This window comes from Sagittula sp. MA-2 (assembly GCF_030126985.1).
Classification (GTDB): Bacteria; Pseudomonadota; Alphaproteobacteria; order Rhodobacterales; family Rhodobacteraceae; genus Sagittula.
Genome location: NZ_CP126145.1, coordinates 3,308,042 through 3,333,820 on the forward strand (window position 1 = coordinate 3,308,042; position 25,779 = coordinate 3,333,820).

23 protein-coding genes and 1 riboswitch are annotated in these 25,779 nt (G+C 68.7%); of the genes, 2 read left to right on the forward strand and 21 right to left on the reverse strand.

What is annotated here, in order from left to right:
• Window positions 1-161: 161 nt before the first annotated feature.
• From QNI11_RS16145 to QNI11_RS16170, 6 genes are all read right to left on the reverse strand, one after another.
• A complete protein-coding gene (locus QNI11_RS16145; RefSeq protein WP_283980883.1) occupies window positions 162-1,397 on the reverse strand; it encodes a CoA transferase in 1,236 nt (411 codons plus the stop codon).
• The gene (locus QNI11_RS16150) at window positions 1,394-2,263 is read right to left on the reverse strand and encodes a MaoC family dehydratase N-terminal domain-containing protein (protein ID WP_100929619.1); all 870 of its coding nucleotides are present in this window, start codon (window positions 2,261-2,263) and stop codon (window positions 1,394-1,396) included. Before QNI11_RS16150 ends, QNI11_RS16145 begins: the two co-directional genes overlap by 4 nt.
• Entirely contained in the window at window positions 2,260-3,156 is an 897-nt protein-coding gene (gene sucD / locus QNI11_RS16155; RefSeq protein WP_100929618.1) for a succinate--CoA ligase subunit alpha, read from the reverse strand. Before sucD ends, QNI11_RS16150 begins: the two co-directional genes overlap by 4 nt.
• A 50-nt stretch (window positions 3,157-3,206) precedes the next feature.
• Entirely contained in the window at window positions 3,207-4,388 is a 1,182-nt protein-coding gene (locus tag QNI11_RS16160) for a malate--CoA ligase subunit beta (protein WP_100929617.1), read from the reverse strand.
• A gap of 133 nt (window positions 4,389-4,521) precedes the next feature.
• Window positions 4,522-5,481, reverse strand: a complete 960-nt coding sequence (locus QNI11_RS16165) for a CoA ester lyase (protein WP_283980884.1) — start codon at window positions 5,479-5,481, stop codon at window positions 4,522-4,524.
• Window positions 5,482-5,575: 94 nt separating this feature from the next.
• The gene (locus tag QNI11_RS16170; RefSeq protein WP_283980885.1) at window positions 5,576-6,775 is read right to left on the reverse strand and encodes an alanine--glyoxylate aminotransferase family protein; all 1,200 of its coding nucleotides are present in this window, start codon (window positions 6,773-6,775) and stop codon (window positions 5,576-5,578) included.
• A gap of 140 nt (window positions 6,776-6,915) precedes the next feature.
• Here QNI11_RS16170 and QNI11_RS16175 point away from each other — a divergent pair, with 140 nt between their 5' ends.
• Window positions 6,916-8,310 (forward strand): short-chain fatty acyl-CoA regulator family protein, encoded by a 1,395-nt coding sequence (locus QNI11_RS16175; RefSeq protein WP_100929615.1) that lies wholly within the window; start codon window positions 6,916-6,918, stop codon window positions 8,308-8,310.
• Window positions 8,311-8,530: 220 nt separating this feature from the next.
• Here QNI11_RS16175 and QNI11_RS16180 read toward each other — a convergent pair whose 3' ends face one another.
• The 8 genes from QNI11_RS16180 to cbiE form a co-directional block, all read right to left on the reverse strand.
• Window positions 8,531-9,145, reverse strand: a complete 615-nt coding sequence (locus QNI11_RS16180) for an MAE_28990/MAE_18760 family HEPN-like nuclease (RefSeq protein ID WP_283980886.1) — start codon at window positions 9,143-9,145, stop codon at window positions 8,531-8,533.
• Entirely contained in the window at window positions 9,145-10,194 is a 1,050-nt protein-coding gene (locus tag QNI11_RS16185; protein WP_283980887.1) for a DUF262 domain-containing protein, read from the reverse strand. The genes QNI11_RS16180 and QNI11_RS16185 overlap by 1 nt, the downstream gene beginning before the upstream one ends.
• Window positions 10,195-10,886: 692 nt before the next feature.
• On the reverse strand, window positions 10,887-11,612 hold the full coding sequence (cobF, locus tag QNI11_RS16190) for a precorrin-6A synthase (deacetylating) (RefSeq protein ID WP_283980888.1): 726 nt from the start codon (window positions 11,610-11,612) through the stop codon (window positions 10,887-10,889).
• Window positions 11,613-12,042: 430 nt separating this feature from the next.
• On the reverse strand, window positions 12,043-12,762 hold the full coding sequence (cobA, locus tag QNI11_RS16195; protein ID WP_100929612.1) for a uroporphyrinogen-III C-methyltransferase: 720 nt from the start codon (window positions 12,760-12,762) through the stop codon (window positions 12,043-12,045).
• Complete coding sequence (locus QNI11_RS16200) at window positions 12,759-14,072, reverse strand: cobyrinate a,c-diamide synthase (RefSeq protein ID WP_283980889.1); 1,314 nt, start codon at window positions 14,070-14,072, stop codon at window positions 12,759-12,761. Before QNI11_RS16200 ends, cobA begins: the two co-directional genes overlap by 4 nt.
• Complete coding sequence (cobM, locus tag QNI11_RS16205; protein ID WP_283980890.1) at window positions 14,069-14,866, reverse strand: precorrin-4 C(11)-methyltransferase; 798 nt, start codon at window positions 14,864-14,866, stop codon at window positions 14,069-14,071. Before cobM ends, QNI11_RS16200 begins: the two co-directional genes overlap by 4 nt.
• Window positions 14,863-15,225: a cobalamin biosynthesis protein gene (locus QNI11_RS16210; protein WP_100929609.1), complete on the reverse strand. Its 363-nt coding sequence runs from the start codon at window positions 15,223-15,225 to the stop codon at window positions 14,863-14,865. The genes cobM and QNI11_RS16210 overlap by 4 nt, the downstream gene beginning before the upstream one ends.
• A gap of 88 nt (window positions 15,226-15,313) precedes the next feature.
• The gene (gene cbiE / locus QNI11_RS16215) at window positions 15,314-16,519 is read right to left on the reverse strand and encodes a precorrin-6y C5,15-methyltransferase (decarboxylating) subunit CbiE (protein WP_283980891.1); all 1,206 of its coding nucleotides are present in this window, start codon (window positions 16,517-16,519) and stop codon (window positions 15,314-15,316) included.
• Between cbiE and QNI11_RS16220 the strand changes: the two genes are divergently transcribed.
• Window positions 16,518-17,246, forward strand: coding sequence for a cobalt-precorrin-6A reductase (locus QNI11_RS16220; RefSeq protein ID WP_283980892.1), 729 nt, complete (start codon window positions 16,518-16,520; stop codon window positions 17,244-17,246). The two genes, cbiE and QNI11_RS16220, sit on opposite strands and share 2 nt — an antisense overlap.
• Before the next feature lie 98 nt (window positions 17,247-17,344).
• Here QNI11_RS16220 and cobJ read toward each other — a convergent pair whose 3' ends face one another.
• The 7 genes from cobJ to QNI11_RS16255 are packed head-to-tail and all read right to left on the reverse strand — an operon-like array spanning window position 17,345 to window position 25,438.
• On the reverse strand, window positions 17,345-18,103 hold the full coding sequence (gene cobJ, locus QNI11_RS16225) for a precorrin-3B C(17)-methyltransferase (protein WP_283980893.1): 759 nt from the start codon (window positions 18,101-18,103) through the stop codon (window positions 17,345-17,347).
• Entirely contained in the window at window positions 18,100-18,834 is a 735-nt protein-coding gene (gene cobI, locus QNI11_RS16230) for a precorrin-2 C(20)-methyltransferase (RefSeq protein ID WP_100929605.1), read from the reverse strand. Before cobI ends, cobJ begins: the two co-directional genes overlap by 4 nt.
• Window positions 18,831-19,460 (reverse strand): precorrin-8X methylmutase, encoded by a 630-nt coding sequence (locus QNI11_RS16235; protein WP_283980894.1) that lies wholly within the window; start codon window positions 19,458-19,460, stop codon window positions 18,831-18,833. Before QNI11_RS16235 ends, cobI begins: the two co-directional genes overlap by 4 nt.
• Complete coding sequence (locus QNI11_RS16240; protein ID WP_283980895.1) at window positions 19,457-20,641, reverse strand: cobalamin biosynthesis protein CobG; 1,185 nt, start codon at window positions 20,639-20,641, stop codon at window positions 19,457-19,459. The genes QNI11_RS16235 and QNI11_RS16240 overlap by 4 nt, the downstream gene beginning before the upstream one ends.
• Complete coding sequence (cobN, locus tag QNI11_RS16245) at window positions 20,638-23,949, reverse strand: cobaltochelatase subunit CobN (RefSeq protein ID WP_283980897.1); 3,312 nt, start codon at window positions 23,947-23,949, stop codon at window positions 20,638-20,640. Before cobN ends, QNI11_RS16240 begins: the two co-directional genes overlap by 4 nt.
• A 46-nt stretch (window positions 23,950-23,995) precedes the next feature.
• Window positions 23,996-25,051 carry a cobalamin biosynthesis protein CobW gene (gene cobW, locus QNI11_RS16250; RefSeq protein WP_100929602.1) on the reverse strand — a complete coding sequence of 352 codons (1,056 nt, stop codon included), beginning with the start codon at window positions 25,049-25,051 and terminating at the stop codon, window positions 23,996-23,998.
• Entirely contained in the window at window positions 25,052-25,438 is a 387-nt protein-coding gene (locus tag QNI11_RS16255) for a DUF1636 domain-containing protein (protein WP_283980898.1), read from the reverse strand.
• Between the two features lie 103 nt (window positions 25,439-25,541).
• A riboswitch (cobalamin riboswitch) is annotated at window positions 25,542-25,759 on the reverse strand.
• Window positions 25,760-25,779 lie beyond the last annotated feature (20 nt).

Consider the following 25,779-nt stretch of genomic DNA (forward strand, 5'->3'; position numbering starts at 1 on the left):
CCCCGAGGTATTTCGGCCAAGATGAAAGGGGCGGGCGGTTCGGGTCTGGCGTTTCTGGACGGGCGGGCACACCGGGTCCGCGCCGGGGGGCGGCGCGGACCCATGCCGGTGTCCGGGTTGCGCATCCGGTCACCGGGCACAGCGGCTGAGCGCTGCGCGTGTCAGGAGGCCATGCGCAGCCTGTCCCCCGTCTGCATGGCGATGCCGTCGTCCATCAGCCGCCCGATCTCTCCGTCGGTCAGGCGGGCCACGTCGGCAAGCACCTCCTCCGTGTGCTGGCCGAGGACCGGGGCGGGCCTAGGCACGTCGCGCCCGTAGCCCGCGAAGCTGAACGGCGAGCCCGGGGTCAGCATCCGCCCGATGCCGGGGTGATCCACCTCCGAGAACATCGGGTTCGCGGTGGAGATATCCGGGTCCTCCGCCACCGCCTCTGCGAAGGTGCGGAAGACCGACCAGGTCACGCCGCTCTTGTCGAAGAGCTCCGCGAAGTCGGCGACGCCGCGCGCCGCGAACCACGGCGTCAGCACCTTCGTGATGGCGGCGCGATGTTCCCAGCGTGCGCCCTCGGTGTCGAGGTCGGCGTTCAGCGCGCCCGACAGGTAGTTCATGTCGGTCTCCGTCCCGGTCACCCGGCAGAGGTTCTTCCACTGGCGCAGCGTCAGGGCGATGACCATCACCCGCCGTCCGTCGGCGCAGAGGAAGTCCTGCCCGTAGGCGCCGTAGAGCGCGTTGCCATGTTTCCCGCGGCTCTCGCCGTTGACCTGCACCTCGCCCAGGATCCCGAGGTTGCCCAGCATCGCGCTCGCCGCGTCCTTCAGCGTCAGGTCGGCGAACTGCCCCTGCCGCGTGCGCAGCCGGTGGCGTTCGGCGGCGAGCAGACCGCTGACCACCATGTTCCCGGCAATGCAGTCCCAGGCGGGCAACACGTGGCAGACCGGTTCTGCCGATCCTTTCGGCCCCGTGGCCATTGGGAAGCCCAGTTGCGGGTTCACCGTGTAGTCGACCGCCGGGCGCCCGTGCCGGTCGCCGCGCAGCTGCACCATGCAGAGGTCGCCGCGCCGCTCCGACAACGTCTCGTAATCGGTCCAGCCCTTCACCGCGAGGTTGGTGATGAACAGCCCCGCATCCGGCCCGGGGGCGCAGATGATCTCCTGCGCGATCTCCCGGCCGCGCGGCGATTTCACGTCCAGCGCGACCGAGCGCTTGCCCTTGTTCATCCCGGCCCAGAACAGGCTTTGCCCGTCCCGCGTCACCGGCCAGCGTTTCGCGTCCATGCCGCCTGCCGGCAGGTCGAAGCGGATCACGTCCGCCCCCATCTGCGCCAGCGTCATCCCGGCCAGCGGCACCGCCACGAAGGCAGAGCTTTCGACCACGCGCATGCCTGTCAGGATACTCATGCCGCCCACTCCATCCTTGCCTTGAGCCCGAGGTAGTCCTCGAAGGTTGCCGTCCCGATCTCGATCGCGCCGCCCGCCGGGTCGAGCGCACCGACCAGCCGCAGGTCATGATCGTGGAACATCGGGTGCACCACGCGGTAGCTGAACCGCGCGGGCGCGCGCCGCGTGTGCCGTTCCGCCGCCTCGATCGCCATGGTGGCCTGCATCGGGCCGTGCACGACCAGCGCCGGGTACTTCTCCACCTGCTGCGCATAGGGCAGGTCGTAGTGGATGCGGTGCGCGTTGTAGGTCGCCGCCGAGTAGCGGAAGAGCCGCACCTCGTTCATCGGCACCCGTTCGTCATAGGCCAGACGTTCGGGCACAGGGGTCTGCTTCGGCGGGCGGAAGGATTTCGGGATGTCGAGGTAGACGATGTTCTGCTCTTCCTCGACGACGCCGCCCTCGGCGCCCCTGGTGACGTGATCGACGGTGACGAAGGCCATCCGCCCCGTCGCCCCCTCCTTCATCGTCACGGCGCGGATGGTCGACACCTTTGTCAGCCGTTCGCCGACGTGGAAGACGCCCTTGAAGGTGACGTCGCCCCCGGCCCACATCCGGCGCCGGAACGGCAGGGGAGGCAGGAAGCCGCCCAGCGCCGGGTGCCCGTCCTCGCCCAGATCCGACATCTGGACGAACTCGGGGAACGCCACCCAGTGCCAGAGGCTGGGCAGCGGCCGTCCGGCCCGCAGGTCGCGGACCGGGGAGAGATCGTGGCCGACCGCCGCGCCGAGCATCCCGGCGAGGTTGGGCGTGACGCCCCCCTCGACGGTCTGTGTGCGCCCGATCCAGGCCGTGTGGTCCGGCTCCATCAGGGATGACGCGCTCATGCCGCGGCCTTCATGCCGAGCATACGGGCGACGGTCTCGCCCATGGCCGAGGGGTTCGGGGCCACCGTGATGCCCACGGCAGAGAGCATGTCCACCTTCTCCTGCGCGCTTTCCCCGAAGGCCGAGATGATGGCACCGGCATGGCCCATCTTGCGGCCCTTGGGGGCGGCCAGACCGGCGATGTAGGCGGCGACGGGTTTCGTCATGTGGTCGCGGACGTATTCCGCCGCCTCCGCCTCCTGCGGGCCGCCGATCTCGCCGATCATCATCACGGCATCGGTGTCGGGATCGTTCTCGAACAGCTCGAGGATGTCGCGGAAGCTTGATCCGTTGATCGGGTCGCCGCCGATCCCGATGGAAGAAGAGATGCCGATCCCCAGCGCCTGCATCTGGCTCGCCGCCTCGTAGCCCAGCGTGCCCGACCGGCCGATGATGCCCACGCGGCCCGGCATGTAGATGTGCGGCGGCATGATGCCCATGAAGCCCTGCCCCGGGCTGATGATGCCCGCGCAGTTCGGCCCGATCAGCCGCATCTTGCGGTCGCGCGGAAAGCGGCGGAGGAAGCGCTTCACCCGCATCATGTCCTGCGCCGGAATGCCGTCGGTCACGCAGACCGCCGTCTCGATCCCCGCCTCTGCCGCCTCCATCATCGCGTCGGCGGCGAAGGCCGGCGGCACGAACAGCAGCGAGGCGGTCGCGCCGGTCTGCTCCACCGCCTCGCGGACGGTGTTGAAGACGGGGCGGTTCAGCACCGATGAGCCGCCCTTCCCGGGTGTGACCCCGGCCACGACCTTCGTGCCGTATTCGATCATCTCCTGCGCGTGGAACTGTCCGATGCGCCCCGAAAGACCCTGCACCACGACCCGTGTGTCGTCCTTGATGAGAATTGCCATCTCCGGATGTCCTTTCTGCCCTGCCGTCGCCTGCGCGACCCGAGGGGCGGTTATTCTGCTGCGATTTTCTGGGAAGCGGCGGCGACGGCCTTGTCGGCGGCCTCGGCCAGCGTGTCGGCGGAAATGATCGGCAACCCGCTCTCGCGGATGATCTTCCGGCCCTCCTCGACGTTGGTGCCCGACAGGCGGACCACCACGGGGATCTCGATGCCCACCTCGCGATAGGCCCGGATCACCCCCTTCGCGATCCAGTCGCAGCGGTTGATGCCCGCGAAGATGTTCACGAGGATCACGCTCACCTTGCGGTCCGACAGCACGGTGCGGAACGCTTGGCAGACCCGCTCGGGCGAGGCGCCGCCGCCGATGTCGAGGAAGTTGGCGGGCTGCCCGCCGGCCAGCTGGATCATGTCCATCGACGCCATCGCCAGCCCCGCACCGTTGATGATGCAGCCGATGTCGCCGTCGAGCCCGACGTAGGCCAGCCCGTTGTCGGCGGCCATCGCCTCGCGCGGGTCCTCCTGCCCGGGATCGCGCAGCGCCGCCACCTGCGGACGGCGGTAAAGCGCGTTGGTGTCGAAGGACATCTTCGCATCCAGCGCCACCAGGTCGCCCTTGCCGGTGATGACCAGCGGGTTGATCTCCACCATCATCGCATCCAGGTCGCGGTACGCCCGGTAACACGCCTGCAGGAAGGTCACGAACTGCGCCACCTGCGGCCCCGTCAGCCCCAGCCGGAACCCCACGTCCCGCGCCTGGTATTCGCGCAGGCCCACCGCCGGGTCGATTACCGACCGCACGAGGCTGTCGGGGTCCTCATGCGCCAGGTCCTCGATCTCCATCCCGCCGTGGCCGGAGGCGACGATCATGATCCGCTCCGACTTCCGGTCCAGCACGAAGCCCAGGTACAGCTCCTGCGCGATGTCCGACGCCTCCTCGACATAAAGCCGGTAGACCCCCTTGCCCTGCGCATCGGTCTGCTTGGTCACCAGCCGCGTGCCCAGAAGCGAGGCGGCGTACTCCATCACCTCCGCATCCGTCTTGCACAGCTTCACGCCGCCCGCCTCGCCGCGGCCGCCGGAATGCACCTGCGCCTTCACGACCCACGGGCCGGGGCCACCCAGTTCGCGGGCGCAATAGGCCGCCTGCTCGGGCGAATAGGCCACGAAGCCCTTCGGCACCGGCACGCCGAAGCCCTTCAGGATTTCCTTGGCCTGATGCTCATGAATGTCCATTTCCGTCTCTCCTCCATTCCGTAGGGTGGGGGTTCCCCCCACCGCCCCGCCGGGCACGCCGAACCACCCCGCCGCCCGCGGGTGCTGTCACAGGGCGGGGCGTTGCGCCGCCGCCCCCCTTGCCGAAAAGGCCTTACTCCGCCGCGATCGGCTGCGACTTCGCGGCGATGGCGTTCGCCATGTCGATCACGTTGCGCGCCATCTTCTCCGACGCCGCGTCGATCATCTTGCCGTCGAGGCTCGCCGCCCCCTTGCCCGCGGCCTCCGCCGCCTTCAGCTCCTCGATGATGCGCTGCGCCTTCGACACCTCCGCCTCCGGCGGCCTGAAGACGTCGTTGGCCATGGCGATCTGGCTCGGGTGGATCGCCCACTTGCCCTCGCACCCCAGCGCGGCGGCGCGCTTCGCCCCGGCGACATAGCCCTCGGGATCGCTGAAATCGCCGAAGGGCCCGTCCACCGCCCGCAGCCCGTAGGCGCGGCAGGCCACCACCATCCGGCTGATCGAAGCATGCCACTGGTCGCCCGGGTAGTCCGGGTTCAGGCCGCCGATGTTCACCGTCCGCGCCCGCATCGAGGCCGCGTAATCCGCCACCCCGAAGTGCAGCGCCTCCAGCCGCCCGCCGAACTGTGCGATGGCCTCCACGTTGGCCATCCCCAGCGCCGTCTCGATCAGCGCTTCCAGCCCCACGCGGTTCTCGAGCCCGCAGGCCTGTTCGATCTGGTTGATCATGGCCTCCACCATGTAGAGGTCCGCGGGCACGCCCACCTTCGGGACCAGCAACGTGTCCACCCGGTCGCCCGCCTTCTCCATGATGTCCACGACGTCGCGGTACATATAATGGGTGTCGAGCCCGTTGATCCGCACCGACACGGTCTTGCCCTTCCCGGCCCAGTCGATGTCATTCAGCAGTTCCACCGCGTTCTTGCGCGCCTGGTCCTTCTCCGGCGGCGCAACCGCGTCTTCCAGATCGAGGAACACGTAGTCGGCGGCGCTGTCGGCGGCCTTCTCGACCATCGCGGGGTTGGATGCGGGCACGGCCAGTTCGGAGCGGTGCAGGCGCTGCTTGCGCAGCGGGTGAAGCGTATGAGACATCATGTCCTCCTTGGTCAGAGCCTCCCGGACCGCACCCCTCGGGGGTGCGGCGGACAGGCTCCAGGTCTTTGATATGGTTATTGAAAGGCGGGACTTATTCCGCCGCGATCTTCAGGTCGCCGCTCTGCGCGCCTTCGGCGAAATAGGACGATGCGGCGGCCACCCCGGCGCCCAGCGGCACCTTCGCGCCCGCCTTGACCAGCGCCAGTTCCGCAAGGCCCAGCGCCGTCAGCGCCATGCCCTCGTTGAAGCTGCCGAGGTGCCCGATGCGGAACACCTTGCCCGCCAGCCGCGCCAGGCCCGACCCGAAGGAGGCGTTGAGTTCCTCGTAGGCGATGCGCAGCACCTCGCGTGCATCCACCTCCGGCGGCACGCGGATCGCGCTCACCGTGTCGGACATCAGCGAGGGATGCTCCGCCACCAGGTCCAGCCCCATGGCCTTCACACCGCGGCGCACGCCCTCTGCAAGCCGCGCATGGCGGGCAAAGACGTTCTCCAGCCCTTCCCGCTCCAGCAGGTCGAGCGACGCGCGCAGACCATGCAGGAGCGGGGTCGGGGGAGTGTACGGGAAATAGCCGCTGCGGTTGATGCTCACCATGTCCTCGAAGTCGAAGTACGCCCGACGCATCCGCGCGTTCTTCGACGCCGCCATGGCCTTCTGACTGACACCGAGGATGCCGAGGCCCGCGGGCATCATCAGCCCCTTCTGCGAGCCCGTCACGGCAAGGTCGACGCCCCATTCGTCCATCCGGAAATCGACCGAGGCGACAGAGGACACACCGTCCACGAACAGCAGAGCATCGTGGAAGCATTCGTCCATCACCCGGCGCACCGCGGCCACGTCGCTGACCACGCCGGTCGCCGTCTCGTTGTGGGTGACAAAGACCGCCTTGATCTCGTCGTTCTTGTCAGCGCCGAGGATGCGGCCGTATTCCTTCCAGGGCACACCCGCGCCCCAGGGCACGTCGACGCAGATCACGTCCAGCCCCAGCATCTCCGCCATCTTGACCCAGAGGTGCGAGAACTGCCCGAAGCGCGACATCAGCACCTTGTCGCCGGGGTTCAGCGTGTTGGTGATCGCCGCCTCCCACGCGCCGGTGCCGGAGCCGGGGAAAATCATGACCTCGCCCGTCGTGGTCTTGAAGACCCTCTTCAGGCCCTCGAACAGGGGCAGCGTGAACGCCGCGAAATCCGGTGCGCGCATGTCCTGCTGCGGCACGTTCATCGCCTGCCGCACGACCTCCGGGACATTGGTGGGACCGGGTATGAACAGATGTGTGTATCCGCTTTGCATGGGGGCGCCTCCTCTTCGCTGAAGCCACCATGCGCCCTCTCCCGCCAAACGGGAAACCAAACCGGGTCCTGCTGTGAACGCGAAATTTTACAAACTCTCACAATTGTAAAAGTGTCAAATTCTGTATACTGTCAAATACCATGAAAACCTTCATCGGCCCGCGCCTCAGGCGCCTTCGCATCGAACACGGTCAGACACAGGTGCAGATGGCGAAGGAACTCGGCATCTCCACCTCCTACGTCAACCTGCTGGAAAAGAACGAAAGATCGGTCTCCGTCCCGGTCCTTCTGAAGCTCTTCGAGGCCTATGGCGTCGACTGGCGCGACATCGCCGAGGATGACGACACCGCCGCCCTCGCCGACATCCGCGCCGCCCTCCAGGACCCGCTGTTCGAGGGCCACCGCCCCGATCTGCCGCAACTGCGCGCCAGCCTCGCCCACAGCCCGGACCTCGCGTCGGCCTTCGTCACGCTGCACCGCGCCTATCTCGCCGCCACCGATCAGCTCATGTCCGTGGCCGCCGCCGGCGAGGAATCGGTCCTGCCCACCGCGCCCGAGGCCGTCGTCCACAACGTCTTCCGCCGCCACCAGAACCACTTCCCCCGCCTCGAGGCCGCGGCCGAAGCCTTCTGGGACGCCCCCGTCGCCGCCGACGACATGTACTTCGCCCTGAAATCCCGCCTCCGCCAGCAGCTCGGCCTGCGCGTCCGCATCGCCCCCGTGGCCGAGATGCCCCGCTCCCTGCGCGAATACGACGAGACCCGCGGCGAGGTCCGCCTGTCCGAGGCCCTCGACCACCCCAACCGCCTCTTCCAGCTCGTGCACGTCGCGGGCCTCCTCGAACAGGCCGACCTCCTCGACACCATCCTGACGGAGGCCGGGCTGGAGGACGCCCACGGCCGCGCCCGCTGCCGGGTCGAGCTGGCCAACTACTTCGCCGCCGCCGTGCTCATGCCCTACGACCGCTTCCTCGCCGAGGCCCGCGCCTCCAAGTACGACTTCGACCACCTCGCCACCCGCTTCGGCGTCTCGTTCGAGCAGGCCTGCCACCGCGCCACCACCCTCCAGCGCACGGGCCACCGCGGCATCCCCTTCTTCTTCCTCAGGATCGACAAGGCCGGCAACGTCACCAAGCGCTTCAACGCCACCGACTTCCACCTCGCCGAATACGGCGGCGCCTGCCCGAGGCTCGAGGTCCACTCCGTCTTCCGCACCCCCGGCCGCATCGTGCCGCAGGTGGTCGAGATGCCGGACCGCTCGCAGTTCTTCGTCTTCGCGCGGACGGTCGACCGGCCCACCTTCACCCGCCACGCGCAGGACGTCCGCCTCGCCGTCGCCATGGGCTGCGCCCGCGACCACGCCGACGCCCTGGGCTACGCCGAGGACCTCAACCTTGCCGAGGCCCGCCCAACCGAGATCGGCATCAACTGCCGCATCTGCCCCCGCGCCAACTGCGACCAGCGCGCCCACCAGGCCCTGGTCCTGTCGACCCCGGTCGACACCGCCCGGAGAGGCGCGACTCGGTATGCGACGTGAGGGGGGCGGAGAGCGGGCATTCGCTGCGCTCTGGAGGAACGGCAGCAATGGACAATGAAGCGGCTGGTGGGTGCGCCGCCATGATTAGGAGGAATTGTATGTGAAACGGCCGCCCAAGCAGTATGTGCGCGGACTTTCAGAAATAAATTCTGCTACCCGACTATGGACTTGAAGGCCACAAGGGAAATAAAACGCCCTTCTTAAAGGTGCGACTTCCAACTTAGGACACTGACAGTTCCTCAATCTTTTTTTCAATTTCAATCGCCAGATTGTAGGCAACCTCCCGGAATGCCTTCTCATAGTCTTCGTAGTAACTCAAATCAACTATAATATCTCTTTCACCATGTGCGATCTTATTCCTTCTGCTGACGAGCGTCCTGAGACGATACCTGTTCTCATCCACTTCACGGACGTATAAGGCCGCTGATTCCAGCAGGCCTTCCAGGATATTTGGCCATAGGTTTGACTCAGTATCCACCTCTGGAAAGGATGGAGCTGCAGATAGATGGGAAGCCTCAAAAGTTAGAATTTCGTTGATCGCTTCATTTGTCGTCTTGTTCCTGATGGATTTAATTGTGGAGGCTAGAGCATGATTCCGTATTGCCTCTGGGAGATCGCGGCAGGGTTTGCCAAGTGAGGATAGCTGATCATAATACACGGAGAGTGCAAACTTGCAAAATCCTTCATAGTGCGCGTAAAGCAATGACCACGCAGCTCTATATAGGACGAGCTTTTCTCTGGCCGAAACATCGCCGCTAATCATTAGAATTCGCAGAGAGGCTAGCTCTGCCTCCCGCCAGTCCAAGTCAGCCTCAATTTCCCTGACGTAAGTCATCAGCCTTCGAAATGCTCCTTCAAGACAGCAATACGCGCTTCCATCTTGGTCTTGTTGTTGGCCCCTGGCCCGGTCGCATCCTGAAACCGCGAGTCCTCGATTGCTAGCTGCAATGTCGCTTGCAGTTCCGCCGGGGACTTGTTCTTCAAGCTCAGATAGATTTCAATCAGACCACCACAGACCGCTTCAAAGTAGGCCGGGGCCAACCTGCCGATCGCGGACCCGTCCCTCCAGCGACAAAAGGCATCACCGTTGAACTTATCCGCGATAAAGTCAAAAAAATCCTTGAAGATGGATTCATCAATCACATCGCCGGGACCATTGAAAAGAAGAGATTCCATGAAGCTATCAAGCCACTCGCGAACGTTCCCCGCGAAAGTGCTTCTGCTGGAAATAACGGCGAAAAACCGAAGAACCAACTCTTCGTCTGCCTTCTGCTCCCTGTCACCTTCCGGAATTCTTTTTGTGGCCTGAATGAATCCCTCATGAGAAGCTAGACTCTGGAGGCCATTATAGAAGTCCGCACCTCCCTCCAGCATCCTCGAAGAGCAATTTCGGATTTCCTGCGCAGAGAGAAGCGCTCCGCCAGTGTTTAGGCGCTTAAACATTTCATATTTAACTCGATCGTTGCCGCTTTTTTTGATTACGATTGCGCGGATTGGGGTCCGCTTGAGACCGAACCTGATGGTGGTGCTAAAATCCTCAAACCTCTTGCCATTCAAATCCGTAACAATGTCGCAACCCGTAAGAATAAGTTCCGGCTCAGCAATCGCCTGGTGATCCATGAATTGGATCACGGAACTTGTTCTCTGAAGTCCATCAATTAGCTCCAGGACGCCATTGTCATCCTCAATTAGAAAGATGGGTGGAAGCGGCAGCTTCAAAAGCACCGACTCAATCAGGCGTGATCTTTGCTCTGAACTCCAGCGAAAAAGACGTTGATACTCAGGTCGAATGACGATCTCACCTGAATTATGCAGATTTAGGAGTTCGCCGAATGAGAAATCAATAGCTTCCGTTCGAATCTCGTAGTCAATGATCTCTTGCATAAGTGGTAGCATCCTTTTCCGAACTAGTAGCTCCGGTCGTCGCCGGGCCTTGCAGCCAGGCAACTTCCCGTCGCCACCAGGCTCTCTCGCTGATGTGGGCAGTCTGCCATATCGATAAGTTCTATAGGTGGTTTGGAACGAGTTTGCAGCCTGGAAATGGATTCGGGATCAAAGACAAAAAATTGGAGTTGCTCAGGGGCCCTTGAGGGGACAGCCCTACCTCTGGCACGTTGGTCGTTATTGGACGTTTGACGCGGGATTCGGCGAGTGAACGTAGGTTTTCCAACTCGCCGACGGCATCTTCAATCGCTTTGCGAAGCTTCTGGTCATGGCCTGTACGGAAACGTCCGCCGCGTGATATCATCGCAGCCGCAAACACACACGTTCTCAGACATCGCACCCTGCCGATTCACAATGCGACCATGGGGCGCATTCCGGCGCGATGTAAGCTTGGTAGGCGGGGAGAAAACGCTGGTCGCGATAGCAGCTCCGGGCTGGGACCGGCCATCTGCCACACTTGGCACCAAGGTCGGCTCTGGGCCGTTATCGGCTTTCGACCAGCGTTAACGTTATGGTCAAATCCGAAAGCCAAAATGCAAGTCCACAATGCACAAACCAACGAATTAACCCATTGTTAATAAAAGAAGGTTTCGCCGCGAAACCTGCGGAGCCTTTGGACGGGGCCCCACCCCTCAGGATTTCCGCATCAGGTAGGTGTCCATCACCCACCCGTGCCGCCCCCGCGCCGCCTCCCGGACCTCCACGATCCGCGGCGAAACCTCGTCCAGCGGCCCGCTCAGCAGGATCTCCTCGGGCATCCCCAGGAACGCCCCCCACCAGATCTCCAGCCCCAGTCCCACAAGCCCCCTGAACGAGCACTCCCCGTCCAGCACCACCACCACGCTCTCCGCCCCCTCGGGCCATCCCCCGTCCCTCAGCCGCCGGCCCGTGGTGACCAGGATCCGCCCGTTCACCGTGTTCAAAGGCACCCCATGCGCCGCCGTAAGGGCCTGCACCGCCGTGATCCCGGGCACCACACGCACCGCCCCCGCGGACACCAGCCGGGACGCGATGCGCATCGTGCTGTCGTAGAAGGAGGGGTCGCCCCAGACCAGGAGGGCTATTTCGGCGGCGTCTCCGGCGGCGGCGGTCCAGCGGGTTGCGATTTCGTCATGCCAGCGTTCGACGCGTTCGAGGTATGGCAAGGTTTCGTCCCGCACCGGATAGTCGAAGAAGGCGACCCGGGCCGCGACGCCGGCCTGTTCCAGCAGGCGCAGGCGGATCTCGGCGAGGTCGTCCTTCTCGGCCTTGCGGGGCACGAGGATCACGTCCGCCGCCCGCAGCGCCGCCTGCCCGTCCAGCGTCAGGTGGCCGAGACTGCCCGTCCCGATGCCCACAAGGACCACACGTTCGATCATCGTTCGGTCCTTTCAAAGGCCTTTGTGGCGGTGGGGCAAGTCGCCTGCCGGTCCATGATTGGATGGTGGACGGAGGCTGTCGCGCCGTCCACGCCTGTCGCGTGATCGGTCATCGGTCGGACCTCTCAGAAGACGTTGCAAGATAAGCGTCTGCCACCTGCGGTGCCACGGCGCGGTGAACGCGGGAGGTGGTCAGACCGTCGACGTGGGTCATGTGGTCGCTCATCGGTCGGCCTGTTGGATACACGCGAAGGACAAGGAAAGCCGCGCCTGACAGGCCCGGATCGGACGGACGAGAGCGGGCGCGTCGGCTTTTGGGGGCGCGGCGTGCTCGATCACAGGTCATGCCCCTCGGCAAGGCCGGCACGGCGGACAGATCCCGCAACCCGGCCCATCCGGACGCCCCAAAGACCCGACCGCCCGCGCACCCTCAGGCCTCCGCAAGGGAGCCGTAGAGGATCAGGGCGGCCTTGGTGCCCTTCTCGGCGGCCAGTTGTTCGGCCAGGGCGCCCACGGTCGTGCGGGTGATGGTCTGGCCCGGCCCGCTCACTTCTTCGGCGAGGATCGCGGCGGTGGAGGCCGGGAGGCCACGCGCTTCGAGCATGGCGAAGAGGCGCGGGAAAGTGCCCTTGCCCATGAAGATCACCGTGGAGGCCAGCGGATCGGCCAGCGCGTCGAGGTTCAGGTCCTCGGGCAGCGCGCCGGAAACGTCGTGGCCGGTGACGAACTGCACCCTTCGCGCGGTCAGGCGCCGGGTCAGCGGGATGCCCGCCGCAGCCGCGGCCGCCACGGCTGAGGGCACGCCGGGGATGATCTCGTACGGGATGCCCGCCGCCTTGAGCGCGGTCAGCTCTTCCTCAAGCCGGCCGAAGATGCCGCTGTCGCCGGATTTGAGCCGCACGATGCGCTGGCCGGTCAGGGCGTAGTCCACCAGCAGGCGCGAGACATGGTCCTGCTTCGGCGAGGGACGCCCGGCGCGCTTGCCGACGCCCACGAGGTCCGCCCCCTGCCGCGCATGGCCGAGGATCGGACCGGAGGAGAGGTCGTCGAACAGCACCGCGTCGGCCCGTTTCAGGCGGTCCACGGCCTTCAGGGTCAGAAGCTCCGGATCGCCGGGACCCGAGCCCACGAAACTGACAAAGCCGGTCATGCCATGCCCCCTTCGCCGGTGATGAGGTGGAAGAACGTCCCCGACACGTGGCCCCGGACGGAGCCGGTTTCCACCACCGGGTTGCCATCGGCGTCGAAGACCTGCGCCAGCGGCGCGTCGGGCTGTTCGAGGATGGTGGAATAGTGGAATTCGTGCCCGCGCAGCGCCATGCCGGGGGTGAAGCCGGGCATGGCCGCCTGCAGCACGGCGCGGCGGTAGCCGAGGTGGAACTTGCGCTTCTCGTAGGAGGTGGCGAGGCCCAGAAGGCCCGCCATCCGGTGGGTGACGCCGTCCTTGTCAGTCAGTGCTTCGCCAAGCGCCATGTAGCCGCCGCATTCGCCGTGCACGGGCCGGGTTTCGGCGTGTCGGCACAGCGCCGTGCGGAAGCGGTCGGCGGCGGCAAGGCGGCCTGCGTGCAGCTCCGGGTAGCCGCCCGGCAGCCAGACGAGGTCGGCGTCCTGTGGCGGGGTCTCGTCCGCCAGCGGCGAGAACGGCAGGATCTCTGCCCCGGCCTCGCGCCAGCCCTTCAGGATGTGCGGATAGGTGAAGGAGAAGGCCGCGTCCTGCGCAAGCGCGATGCGTTGCGCGGGCGGCGGCGGCAGGCGCATCGGCCCCGTCGGGCGGGATTCGCCCCGGCCTGCCGCGACGATTGCATCGAGGTCGACGTGTTCGCGCAGGAAGTCGGCATAGCCCGCGATGGCGGCGTCGAGGTCGGGATGTTCGACCGCCTGCACCAGCCCGAGGTGGCGCTCCGGCAGCGTCAGGTCGCCGCGCCGGGGCAGCACGCCCAGCACGTTCAGGCCCGCGCGCTCCATCCCCAGCCGGGTCAGCCTTTCGTGGCGCGGCGAGGCCACGCGGTTCAGGATCACGCCCGCGAAGGGCAAGTCCGGCATGTAGGTGGCGAACCCCAGCGCCGTGGCCGCGGCCGACTGCGCCTGCCCGCCCACGTCGAGCACCAGCACCACCGGCCAGCCGAAGCGGCGCGCGGTTTCGGCGGAGGAGCCGAAGCCCGACTGCCCTTCGGTCGCGACGCCGTCGTAAAGGCCCATGGAGCCTTCGGCGATGCAGAAGTCGGCCTCTGCCGCCTCGCTGGCGAGCGCGTCCAGAAGCGCCGCATCCATCGCCCATGTGTCGAGGTTGAAGGAGTCGCGCCCGCTGGCGGCCCGGTGGAAGGCCGGGTCGATGTAGTCAGGGCCGGACTTGAACGGCTGGACCTTCACGCCGTCGTCGGCCAGCGCCCTGAGGAGGCCCAGCATGACGGTGGTCTTGCCGGTGCCGGAGGACGGCGCAGAGACGAGGACGCCCTTCATGCCTCGTCCTCCGGGCGCCATCCGGCCCAGGGGCTCTCGGCGCTTTGCGGGCGGTAGCGGCGGTCGTAGTCGACGGCGTAGAGGCAGCTTTCGTCGAAGCCCTCGGCGGCGAGCGCGGGGCCTGCGAGGATCAGCGCGGTGCGGGTGATGTCGCCGTCCATGCGTCCGGCGATGTCGGCGAGCGTGCCTCGGATGATGCGCTGGTCGGGCCAGCTTGCGCGGAAGACGACGGCCACGGGGCAGTCGGGCCCGTAGGCCGGGATCAGGTCGGCGGTCACCGTGTCGAGGTTCTGGATCGAGAGGTGGATGGCCAGCGTCGCGCCGGTGCGGGCGAAGTTGGTAAGCGTCTCGCCCTCCGGCATGGAGGAGGCGCGCCCGGGCGTGCGGGTCAGGACGACCGACTGGGCGAGCCCCGGCAGGGTCAGTTCGGTGCCGAGCGCTGCTGCGGCGGCGGCAAAGGAGGGCACGCCGGGGGTGACGGTGTAGGGGATGTCCATCTCGCGCAGGCGGCGGAGTTGTTCGCCCATGGCCGACCAGACGGAGAGGTCGCCGGAGTGGAGGCGCGCGATGTCGTGGCCCTCGGCATGGGCCGCGGCGATCTCGGCCATGATGCGGTCGAGGTCCATGGGCGCGGTGTTCACGATGCGCGCGCCTGCGGGGCAATGGCCGAGGATGGCCTCGGGTACCAGGGAGCCGGCGTAGAGGCAGACCGGGCAGGCGGCGATCAGGTCGCGGCCGCGCAGGGTCAGGAGGTCGGGCGCGCCGGGGCCTGCGCCGATGAAGTGTACGGTCATTCGTCTTCTCCGATGGCGAAGGCGCAGGTGGCGCGGCCGTCCTCGGACACCACGCGGGTCGAGAGGAGCTGCGCGCCGGGGCCCGCGGCGGCGAGGGCGGCGGCCTCGGCCACCGATCCGACGCCGCGGGCGGCGAGCACGATCTCGGACACGGTTTCGGTTTCCTGCACCTGCATGAACTTCGAGGAGATGCCGACGGCGGGGCGGCGGATGTCGGCCCCGAGGTCGTGGAGCAGCGGGAGCTTGTCCTCGACGGTGGCGAGCACGTCGGCCTCCTGTCCCAGCCGCGCGCGGCGGTAGGCGTCACGCAGGCTGTCGAGGGTCGCCCCGCTGCGATATCCGAATCCGGCGACGATCATGGGGCGGTCCTTCCTGGCTGTGCGGGTCCGGCTGGCGCGGCTTGGGGTCTCGTCCGGGACGGGTTTGGGCGCGGCGGGTGGACGGCGGTCATAGCGTCACGCTCCATTGCACGATGGGGTAGGCGGATTTCCAGCCGCGGCGGGTGCCGAGGGGCATGGCGTCGGACAGTTCGATGCGCAGGAGGGAGCCGCCGCGCGCGGCGTGGGCGCGGGCCAGCAGCGCCTCGGACTCCAGCGTCACGGCGTTGGCGACGAGGCGGGCGCCGGGGGCGAGCGTGTCGAGCCGGTCGAGCAGCGCCTGCGAGAGGCCGCCGCCGACAAAGACCGCATCAGGCGCGGGCAGACCGTCGAGCGCTTCGGGCGCGCGGCCTTCGACCACCTGCAGCCGGTCCAGCCCGAGGCCCTCGGCGTTGCTGCGGATGCGGGCGGCGCGGCCCGCGTCGGCCTCGACCGCCGTGGCGCGCATCAGCGGATCGCACATCAGCCACTCGATCCCGATGGAGCCGGAGCCGCCGCCAATGTCCCAGAGGTGTTCGCCGGGACGCGGCGCCAGCGCCGAAAGCGTCAGGGCACGGACGGGCCGCTTGGTGATCTGGCCGTCGTTGTCGAAAGTGCTGTCGGGCCGGCCGGTCGCCAGCGGCAGCGGCTCGCCCAACGGTTCCAGCGCCACGCAGACCGGGTGGTCCACGTCGTCCAGCGCGCAGCTCTCGGCCGTCACGCGGCGCAGCCGTTCGCGGGGGCCGCCGAGCGCCTCCATCACATGCATCACCGTCGCGCCGAAATCCGCCGCGCGCAGGTATTCGGCAAGGTCGCCCACCGCCGCGCCATCGCGCAGCGTCACGATCAGCCGGCGGCCCGGGGCGAGGTGCAGAGCCAGCCGCGTGAGCGGCGCGGCGTGCAGGCCGAGGCAGACCGTGCCTTCCAGCCGCCAGCCAAGCCGCGCCGCCGCCAGCGAGAAGACGGAGACCCCCGGGATCGCCCGCCATGCGCCCGGCGGAAGCCGGTCGGCCAGCACCGATCCGGCGCCGAACCAGAAGGGATCGCCGGAGGCCAGCGCCACCACGCGCCGTCCCGCCAGTGCAATCAACTGGGTGATGCCATCGGCGAAGGGCACCGGCCAGGGCTTGATCTCGGCGCGGGTCTCGCCCAGAACCTCAGCGAGCAGCGTGAGGTGGCGGGGCGGGCCCATGACCACCTCTGCCCCAGCGATGGCGGCGAGGGCCGCGGGCGTCAGGCCGGCATCCTCGCCCACGCCGACGATGGTCAACCAAGGATCGGACTGGATCTCAGACATGCCCAACCTTCTCATCCTTGGCGGCACGACGGAAGCCACCGCGCTGTGCCGCCGTCTTGCGGACGAGGGCATTCATGGCACGATCTCGTTTGCGGGACGGGTGGAGCGCCCGGTGCGCCAGCCGCTGCCGCAGCGCGTCGGCGGCTTTGGCGGCGCCGAAGGACTGGCGCGCCACATCCGCGATAACGGCGTGACGCATGTCGTCGACGCAACCCACCCCTTTGCCGCGCAGATGAGCGCCAATGCCGTGGCCGCCTGCGAGATGACCGGCACGCCGCTGATCGCCCTGACCAGAGCGCCCTGGCAGCCGCAGGAGGGCGACCGCTGGACCCGGGTGCCGGACATCGCTGGCGCGGTTGCCGCGCTCGACCGTCCCGCGACGCGTGTCATGCTGGCGGTGGGCCGGATGCACCTGGCGGAGTTCGCGCCGAACCCGCAGCACTTCTACCTTCTGCGCCTCGTCGATCCGCCGAAGGAGGCCCTGCCCTTCCCCGACAGCCACGCGGTGATCGACCGCGGGCCGTTCACGCTGGAGGACGACCTTGCCCTGATGCGCGACAACGGGATCGGTCTGGTGGTGTCGAAGAACGCGGGCGGCACCGGAGCGCGGGCGAAGATTGACGCGGCGCGGGCGCTGGGGCTGGAGGTGATCATGATCGACCGCCCCGCCCTGCCCGACCGGAGAGAGGCGCATGACGTGCAGGCCGTGCTGGACTGGCTGGGCTGAAAGCCGCACCGCGCCCGAGCGGGTCCTGAGGCCGACCGCCGCGCGCTGCCCTGCGGCAGGGCCGCACGGGGGGTGCGGCGGGTGATCGGCGGCAGGGGTCATTCCGCGACGAACCTCGGGGTGTAGACGTGCGGCGTGCCCGCGATGCGGCGGGTCAGCGAAGAGCCGACGATGACCATGGTGCGCATGTCGGCCATGTCCGGCGTCGCGTCGGAGAGCGGCACGACATTCAGCGTCTCGTCCGGGGCCGATACGGCGCGGGCGAAGATCATGAGGCGTCCGGGTTCGCAGGTCTCGCGCAGGAGGTCGAGCACGCGGGCAAAGCCCTCGGGCCTCGATTTCGAGCGCGGATTGTAGAAGGCCATGGCAAAGTCCGCCTCCACCGCGAGGCGCAGGCGCTTCTCGATCAGCGCCCAGGGCTTGAGATTGTCCGAGAGGTTGATGGTGCAGAAGTCGTGGCCCAGCGGCGCACCCGCGCGGGCGGCGGCGGCGAGGCTGGCGGTGATGCCGGGAATGACCTCGATCTGCAAGGCCTTCCACGCGTCGGGCCCGTCTTCTAGCGCCTCGAACACGGCGGAGGCCATGGCGAAGACGCCCGGATCGCCGGAGGAGACGACCGCGACGCGGTGCCCCTCGGCGGCCATGGACAACGCGTGCTGCGAGCGGTCGATCTCCACCCGGTTGTCGGAGGCGTGTTTCGTCAGGCCGGGGCGGTCGGCGACGCGGGCCACGTAGGGGATGTAGCCCACCACGTCGGTGGCCTCGGCCAGAACGGCCTGCGCCTCGGGCGTGACGAGGCTGTCGGCACCGGGGCCGAGGCCCACGATCTTCACCCAGCCTGCGGCGGCGCCGGTCATGGGCGGCGCCCCTGCCCGTGCACGAGGACGATGGAGAAATAGGGGGTGACGCGGTCCTCGGCCTCGGACAGGCGCTGGACGGTCTGGCCCTCCTGGGCTGCGTATTCCACCAGCCAGGCGCGGTCGTACTTGCCCGCCTCGCGCAGGGCGTGGCGGATCTTGCCGATGTTGCGGCCGATCTTCATCACCACGATGGCGTCGGCGTCGGTCATCCGCTGGATCAGCGTTTCTGACGGCAGCGTGCCCATGAGGACGGTCAGCACGTCGTCGCCCCAGGTGATCGGCGCGCCGGAGGCGGTCCAGGCGGCGGACATGCCGGTGACGGCGGGGACGACCTCGACCCGGACGGTGTCCTTCAGCCGTTCGTAGAGGTGCATGAAGGAGCCGTAGAAGAACGGGTCGCCCTCGCAGAGCACCACCACGTCCTCGCCCGAGAGGAGGAGCTGGCGGAGGTGCATGGTCACCTGCGCGTAGAACTCCGACAGGGTCTCGTTGTAGCGCGGGTCCTGGAGGGGGATCTCGGTGGTGACGGGGTATTCCATCGGGAAGTGGATCGCGTCCTTCGGCAGGAGCGGCCCGGCGATGGTCAGCGCGTGGCCGTTGCGCCCGGCCTTGCGGAAGTAGGCGACGTGGCGGGCGTTCGCGATGAGCCGGTCGGCGCGCACCGTCATCAGGTCCGCGGCGCCGGGGCCCAGGCCCACGCCGTAGAGGGTGCCGTGCTGCGCGGTCATTCGGCGCGGCTCGCGATGGCGTTGACGGCGGCGACGGTGATCGCGCTGCCGCCGAGGCGTCCTTCGACGATGCAGCAGGGCACGGGCTGGTCGGCCCAGAGCGCGTCCTTCGATTCCACCGCGCCGACGAAACCCACGGGGCAGCCGACGATGGCGGCGGGGCGCGGGCAGTCCGGGTCCTCGAGCATGTTCAGGAGGTGGAAGAGCGCGGTGGGCGCGTTGCCGATGGCCACCAGCGCGCCGCCGAGGTGCGGGCGCCAGAGCTCCAGCGCCGCCGCCGAGCGGGTGTTGGACATGCTGGCCGCCAGCGCCGGCACGTCCGGGTCGTGCAGGGTGCAGACGATGGCGTTGTCGGCGGGCAGGCGCTTGCGGGTGATGCCCTCGGAGACCATGCGCGCGTCGCAGAGGATCGGCGCGCCGTTTTCCAGCGCCGTGCGGGCGGCAGAGGCGAAACCGGGGGAGAAGCGGATGTGCCGTTCCAGACCCACCATGCCGGCGGCGTGGATCATGCGGACGGCGATCTGTTCCTCGTCGGGACCGAAGGCGGCGAGGTCGGCCTCGGCCCGGATGGTGGCGAAGGACTGCCGGTAGATCGCAGCCCCGTCGGTTTCGTACTGGTAGGTCATGGGCGGGTGAGGTCCTGGATGAGGGCGTCGGCGGTGAGGCCGGATAGCCGGGGGGTCTCGCCTGCGCAACCCTGACCGAGGTCATAGGCGCCGTCGCGTCCGGTGACGGTGACGGAGGCGGGCGTGGCACGGGCGCAGCCCTTGGCGCAGCCCGAGACATGCAGGTCGCGCACATGGGGGGCAAGACGGCGGGCGAGTTCGCGGGTCTCGACCGTGGCCTGCGGGCAGAAGGGCGCGCCCCGGCAGGCGGAGACGGTCAGCAGCGGATCGTCGGGATCGGTGATGAAACCCGGATGATCCACGCGCTGCCCGCCGTGCAGCAGCAGGAGCCGCCATGGGGTGACCGTGAACGCGGAGGCCCCGGAGCGGGTGAGAAGCTCCGCGAGGTCCGTGGCCTCGATCCGGCCGAAGGGAGCGGCATAGCCTTCGGGATCGTCCCGGCTTGCGCCGGGCCGACCCGCCGGGGGCGCCGCCCCCGGACCCCCGAGGTATTTCCGCCAAGATGAAGGATGCGGGGAAGACAGCGGCGGCGTGGTCTGCCAGGCGTCGGGCAGCCCGCCCGCGGCGGTCCAGGCGCGGGCGCGCCGCTGCCCCGGGGTGCGGGTCGTGGCGAAGAGGGTGGCGAGCGAGATCAGCTTCGGTATCGCCTCCTCCCCGGTGACGGGCAGGCCCTTGTCAGTGCCGTCGGCGCGGAGGATCGGGCCCTGCGCCGACATCTCGAAACGGAAGTCGGCAGGGTCGTTCGTCAGCACCGGCGCCGGGCCGGTGTCGACGGCGAAGCCGACCTTGGCCGGAAGCTCAGGCAGGTCCAGAAGTGCGGCGTAAAGCGCGGCTGTCAGGCGATGGGTCAGGTCGCCTTCGGCGTGGTCAGGGGCCACGAGGACGTTGCGGCGGCCTTCGAGCGTCTCGTCGGCGTCGAGCAAATCAAGCGCGCGCAGACCGTCGAGGAGCGCCGGGTGGTCGGCCGCGGCCACGCCGTAGATCTGCAGGTTGGCGCGGTTGGTCATTTCCAGCCCGCCGTCGCCGTAGCGCAGGACAAGGGTGCAGAGCCCCTGCCCCTGCGCCGCCGTGAGCCGTGCGAAGCGCGGGCGGACACGCACCACGAGGCCGTCGCCCGAGGCCATGGGCCGGAGCGCGCCGGGGCACCAGCCGCGCACCTGTGGGTCCGTGCCGTCTGTCATTCCGCCGCCCTTTCGATGCCGGTCGCCATGTCGGCGAGGATGGAGTTGCGGCGGCTGGTCCAGAGGCCCGCGCGGTGCAGTTCCGCGAAACGCGCCTGCATCGCCGCATGGGCCTGCGGGTTGGCCTCGCGCAGGAAGGCGTCGGTTTCCGGATCGCCGAGGGTGGCGTCGTGGTAGAGGTCGAAGAGGTGGTCGGGGACCGCCCGGGCCAGGTGCGCGAAGGCCGCCATGTGTTCGAGCGTGGCGGCGATTTCCGCAGCACCGCGGAAGCCGTGGGGCATCATGCCCCGGGTCCATGCGGGGTTGGCGGCGCGGGCGCGCACGACACGGGCGATCTCCTCGGTCAGGCTGCGCGCGCGAGGGCGGGCGGGGTCGGTGTTGTCGAGATGCCAGAACGCGGCATTGCCTCCGGTGACCTGCTGGGCGGCGGCAAAGCCGCCCTCGTGCCCGGCGAAGTCCATGGCCAGGAGCAGGTCGGTTTCCGGCAGGTCGTGCAGGTGCACGAAGCTGTCGGCGGCGGCGACGCGAGCGGCAAGACCCTGCGCATCGCGGGTGGCGGCGTCGCCGTCCAGCGCGAAGGCCGAGGCGGCCAGCCAGGCCTCCCCCGCGGCGCGTCGGCCCGCGTCGCTGTAGTCCTCGAGCGTGGCGCCCATGTTCAGGCCGAAGCTGCCCGGTGCGGGACCGTAGACCCGGGCGAGGTCGGCGCGCCCGGCGAAGGGGTTCCAGTCGGGCGCCTCGTCACGCTGCGCCAGCGCGCGTACGGCCTGTGAGAAGAGCGCGGAGAGCGTCGGGAAGACGTCGCGGAAGAGGCCGGAGACGCGGAGGGTGACGTCGATGCGCGGGCGGTCGAGTTCCGCGATGGGCAGCACCTCTATCCCGGAAACACGTTCGGAGCCCTTGTCCCAGACCGGCTTCACGCCGAGGAGGTGCAGCGCCATGGCGAATTCCTCGCCGGCGGTGCGCATGGTGGCGGAGCCCCAGAGGTCGACGATCAGGCCGCGCGGCCAGTCGCCTTCGTCCTGCAGGTGGCGGCGCACGAGCTCCTCCGCCAGTTTCACGCCTTGCGCATGGGCGGCGCGGGTCGGGACGGCGCGGGGGTCGGTGGTGAAGAGGTTGCGGCCCGTGGGCAGCACGTCGCGGCGGCCACGGTAGGGCGAGCCGGAGGGCCCCGGCGCGATGCGGCGGCCGTCGAGCGCGGCGGGGATGGCGCGGCGTTCGGATGCGGGCGAGCCGGTGAGGTCTTGTGGGAGGTCTTGCGCCGTCGGATCCCTGCGGCCCCAGATGTGCAGGCCCTCGCCGAACTGGCTTTCCTTGACGTCGCAGACGAAGCGGTCGATGCGGGTGATCGCCTCGGCGGTGGAGCTTGCGCGGTCGAGGCCGAGGTCGTCCTCCACCCCCAGCGCCTGCGCCTCGTCCCGGATGTCGGATTGCAGCCGGTCGCGGCGGCGCGGGTCGAGGCCGTCGGCGTTGGAGAACTCGTCCAGCAGCGCCTCGAGCCGGGCAAGCCGGTCTGGGGTGCCGCTTTCGCGCAGCGGCGGGGGGACGTGGCCGAGGGTGAGCGCGCCGAGGCGGCGCTTGGCCTGCGCGGCCTCGCCGGGGTCGTTGACGATGAAGGGGTAGATCACCGGCAGGGTGCCGGTCAGCGCCTTGGGCCAGCAGGCGGCAGAGAGCGCCACGGACTTGCCCGGCAGCCATTCCAGCGTGCCGTGCGCGCCGATGTGGATCAGCGCGTCGGCCTGCTGTTGCAGCCAGAGGTAGAAGGCGACGTAGCCGTGGCAGGGCGTGCGCGAGAGGTCGTGGTAGTCGTCGTCGCGGGTTTCCGGCGTGCCGCGTTCGGGCTGGAGCGCGACCGTCGCGCGGCCGCAGCGGAGGGCGGCGAAGCGGAAGGCGCCGTCCCGGACCAGCGTGTCGGTGTCGGGGGCGCCCCAGGCGGTATGGAGGTCGTCGCGCAGTGTGGTGGGCAGCGTGGCGAGGACCTTGCGATACTCTGCCAGCGGCCAGCTTTCGGCACGGGCCAGGAGGGCTGCGGGCAGGTCGGCGGGGGCGTCCGTCACGGCGTGGCCCGCGTCGCGCAGGTCGTCGAGGATCGCGCGGGCGGAGGCCAGCGCATCGAGGCCCACGGCGTGGCCGATGTTCCAGTCCTTGCCCGGGTAGGTCGAGAGGATCAGCGCGGGGCGGCGCTCGGCCGGGGTGCGGCGGGCCAGGGACAGGCGCGCCACCACCCGGTCGGCGAGGGCCGCGATGCCCTCGGCATGGGCGGCATGGGCGGCGCGTGCGAACTGCAGGTCGGGGTCGCGCGCGCCGGTTTCCTTGAAGGAGACGGGTTCGCCCAGGATGGTGCCGTCGACCTCCGGCAGCACGACGTGCATGGCGAGATCGGCGGGCGAGACGCCGCGGTCGGCCTCTGCCCAGGCCTTGCGGTCGGAGGTGGCCAGCACGCACTGGAAGACCGGCACGTCGGCGGCGTCGAGCGGCGAGGTGCCGTCCGCGCCCTTGCCGGAAAAGGCGGTGGCGTTGACGATGGCCGCAGGCGCCAGCGCCGCGATCTGGCGGCGCAGCCAGCCCGAAGCCTCCGGCGCCTTCAGCGAGGGCACGAAGAAGGCGGTGACGGCAAAGCCGCGTGCGGCGAACTCCTCGTAAAGCGCGCGGATCGGCGCGAGGTCGGCGGAGACGAGGTAGGAGCGGTAGAAGACCACCGCCAGCGGCGTCTTGCCCGGCTCCCGCGTCAGCACCGGGCAGGTCACGCCGTGTTCGGGCGTCCAGGCGCCCAGCGGCGGCAGGCCCTTGGCGCCGCGCACCGGCCCGGCATAGAGGCCCGCCGCCAGCGCCAGTTGCGCCAGCGCGGCCTGCGCCGCCACGGTGCCCCCCGCGTCGCAGAGATGCGCCAGCCGCCGCAGCGTGGACACCGGCAGCGTCGACATCTCGTCGAGCCGCCTGTCCTCGCGCCCGTCGGCGGGCAGCACGGCCAGCGCGATGCCCTTCTGCTGCGCCAGCGCCAAGACCTGCTGCAAGCCGTAGGACCAGTAGGGCACGCCGCCGATCAGCCGGATCAGGATGCCCTTCGCGCCCTCCAGCGTCTGCTCGACATAGGTGTCGACCGACAGCGGATGCCTGAGGGCTGCAAGGTTGGCGAGGCGGAGCGTGGGCATCCGCCCCTCCGGTCCGCCGCCGCGCCGCCAGCCTTCGGCGAAGGCGCCGAGGTCGCTGTCGGAGAACGACAGGACGACGAGGTCCGCCGGGCTCTGGCCCAGGTCCTGCGGCGTCTCGCTCTCGTCGAGGCCGTGGCTTTCGCGGAAGATGACGTGCATCGGCGGTTCCCGGGGAAGGCGGCGCAGAGCCCCGCCCTACTTCATGTCACTCTGCGGCGACCGGCGTGGCGCCGAGGACCGACCGGATGGCGTCGGGACGGATGTCGTCGTGTTCCGCGATGACCACGACACGGCTGACGCGCGCCTCGTCCGGCTTCCACGGGCGGTCGTACTGGTGACGCACGCGCGCCCCCACGGCCTGCACCAAAAGCCGCATGGGCTTGCCCTTCACGGCGGCGTAGCCCTTCACCCGCAGGATGTTCTGTTCCTTCGCGAGCCGTTCGATGGCGACGACGAGCTGCGCCGGGGTGTCCTGTTCCGGCAGTTCCACCACGATCGATTCGAAGTCGTCGTGTTCGTGGTCGTCATGATCGTCGTGATGCGAGGGGCGTGCGTCCATGTCGTCCTCGGCCGCGGCCTCGAGCCCGAGGATCACGCGCGGGTCCACCACGCCCTCGGCGACCTCGACCACCGGCAGCGGGCGCGGCGCCTCGGCGGCGATGATCGCCTTGGCCTTCGCCACGCCTTCGGGACCGGCGAGGTCGGGCTTGGTCAGGAGGATGATGTCGGCGCAGGAGATCTGGTCCTCGAAGACCTCCGACAGCGGCGTTTCGTGGTCGATGCTGTCGTCCGCAAGGCGCTGCGCGTCGACGCGCGCCACGTCGGGGGCGAAGCGGCCTGCGGCCACCGCCTCTGCGTCGGCCAGGGCGATCACGCCGTCTACGGTGATCTTCGACCGGATGTCCGGCCAGTCGAAGGCCTTCAGGAGCGGCTTCGGCAGGGCGAGGCCCGAGGTCTCGATCAGGATGTGGTCGGGGCGCGGATCGAGCGCCATCAGCGCCTCGATCGTCGGGATGAAGTCATCGGCCACGGTGCAGCAGATGCAGCCGTTGGCCAGTTCCATGATGTTCTCGGCCGGGCAATCGGGGATGGCGCAGGACTTCAGGATCTCTCCGTCGACGCCCACGTCGCCGAATTCGTTGACCACCACGGCCAGGCGACGGCCGCCGGGGTTCTGCATCAGGTGACGCACCAGCGTCGTCTTGCCGGAGCCGAGGAAGCCGGTGATCACGGTGACGGGGAGTTTGGCTAGATCGGTCATTCAGTCGGCCTCCAGTGGGGTGTTCGGGGTCAGGGGCGGGATGCGCGCCACGCAGTTGCGCTTGAAGTGTTCGGGCCGCTCGCGCCACGGGATCAGCCCGTCGCCGGTCGCGTGATAGCGCGCCGCGCCGTCGAGCAGCATGTCCGGATGCGACACCTCGTCGACATTCCCGAACACGTAGGTCCAGCGGTCGCCGCCGCGCAGGGCGACGGTGCAGCCCGCGTCGCAGTTCTGCAGGCATTCGACGGCGGTCAGGCGCAGGCCCGCGGGCAAGGGCCGGGCGGCCAGCGCGTCGTAGAGCGCCTGGCCGGGCCGGCGGTCGTCGGCGGGGATCTCCTGCCCCCGGCGGCACTTCACGCAGACCAGAAGTTCGGCTTCCGATGACATGGCGACCTCGCGCGTCTCATGGGGGGACCTTGAGCGGGGCACGGGCCATGACAGGCCCTCTCCCGACCCCGGATCACCCCGTCCGGTTTCGTTCCTCCGCCCCTTCCACGGCGCGGCCACTGGCAGGTCTCCCGGCTTGCGGAACTGGGCGGCAGGGGGTCCCTGTCTGCCCAACGGCACCCGGCCTTCCCGGCGATCTCGCCAGTGGCTTCGGGCCCTTTCCGGTCACGGTCGCGGGGGCGGCTGCGCCTGACCCCGACGCGGGGCTGCGCATTCCCTTTTCACCTGCTAGACACAGGCACCAGCACCCCGGCTGATGCGCCGGACGCCCGGCAATGTCA

Bases quoted from the DNA above. Each gene is read 5' to 3' on its own strand.
- QNI11_RS16145 (WP_283980883.1), bottom strand. From the start codon at position 1,397: ATGAGTATCCTGACAGGCATGCGCGTGGTCGAAAGCTCTGCCTTCGTG.
- QNI11_RS16150 (WP_100929619.1), bottom strand. From the start codon at position 2,263: ATGAGCGCGTCATCCCTGATGGAGCCGGACCACACGGCCTGGATCGGG.
- sucD (WP_100929618.1), bottom strand. From the start codon at position 3,156: ATGGCAATTCTCATCAAGGACGACACACGGGTCGTGGTGCAGGGTCTT.
- QNI11_RS16160 (WP_100929617.1), bottom strand. From the start codon at position 4,388: ATGGACATTCATGAGCATCAGGCCAAGGAAATCCTGAAGGGCTTCGGC.
- QNI11_RS16165 (WP_283980884.1), bottom strand. From the start codon at position 5,481: ATGTCTCATACGCTTCACCCGCTGCGCAAGCAGCGCCTGCACCGCTCC.
- QNI11_RS16170 (WP_283980885.1), bottom strand. From the start codon at position 6,775: ATGCAAAGCGGATACACACATCTGTTCATACCCGGTCCCACCAATGTC.
- QNI11_RS16175 (WP_100929615.1), top strand. From the start codon at position 6,916: ATGAAAACCTTCATCGGCCCGCGCCTCAGGCGCCTTCGCATCGAACAC.
- QNI11_RS16180 (WP_283980886.1), bottom strand. From the start codon at position 9,145: ATGACTTACGTCAGGGAAATTGAGGCTGACTTGGACTGGCGGGAGGCA.
- QNI11_RS16185 (WP_283980887.1), bottom strand. From the start codon at position 10,194: ATGCAAGAGATCATTGACTACGAGATTCGAACGGAAGCTATTGATTTC.
- cobF (WP_283980888.1), bottom strand. From the start codon at position 11,612: ATGATCGAACGTGTGGTCCTTGTGGGCATCGGGACGGGCAGTCTCGGC.
- cobA (WP_100929612.1), bottom strand. From the start codon at position 12,762: ATGACCGGCTTTGTCAGTTTCGTGGGCTCGGGTCCCGGCGATCCGGAG.
- QNI11_RS16200 (WP_283980889.1), bottom strand. From the start codon at position 14,072: ATGAAGGGCGTCCTCGTCTCTGCGCCGTCCTCCGGCACCGGCAAGACC.
- cobM (WP_283980890.1), bottom strand. From the start codon at position 14,866: ATGACCGTACACTTCATCGGCGCAGGCCCCGGCGCGCCCGACCTCCTG.
- QNI11_RS16210 (WP_100929609.1), bottom strand. From the start codon at position 15,225: ATGATCGTCGCCGGATTCGGATATCGCAGCGGGGCGACCCTCGACAGC.
- QNI11_RS16220 (WP_283980892.1), top strand. From the start codon at position 16,518: ATGCCCAACCTTCTCATCCTTGGCGGCACGACGGAAGCCACCGCGCTG.
- cbiE (WP_283980891.1), bottom strand. From the start codon at position 16,519: ATGTCTGAGATCCAGTCCGATCCTTGGTTGACCATCGTCGGCGTGGGC.
- cobJ (WP_283980893.1), bottom strand. From the start codon at position 18,103: ATGACCGGCGCCGCCGCAGGCTGGGTGAAGATCGTGGGCCTCGGCCCC.
- cobI (WP_100929605.1), bottom strand. From the start codon at position 18,834: ATGACCGCGCAGCACGGCACCCTCTACGGCGTGGGCCTGGGCCCCGGC.
- QNI11_RS16235 (WP_283980894.1), bottom strand. From the start codon at position 19,460: ATGACCTACCAGTACGAAACCGACGGGGCTGCGATCTACCGGCAGTCC.
- QNI11_RS16240 (WP_283980895.1), bottom strand. From the start codon at position 20,641: ATGACAGACGGCACGGACCCACAGGTGCGCGGCTGGTGCCCCGGCGCG.
- cobN (WP_283980897.1), bottom strand. From the start codon at position 23,949: ATGCACGTCATCTTCCGCGAAAGCCACGGCCTCGACGAGAGCGAGACG.
- cobW (WP_100929602.1), bottom strand. From the start codon at position 25,051: ATGACCGATCTAGCCAAACTCCCCGTCACCGTGATCACCGGCTTCCTC.
- QNI11_RS16255 (WP_283980898.1), bottom strand. From the start codon at position 25,438: ATGTCATCGGAAGCCGAACTTCTGGTCTGCGTGAAGTGCCGCCGGGGG.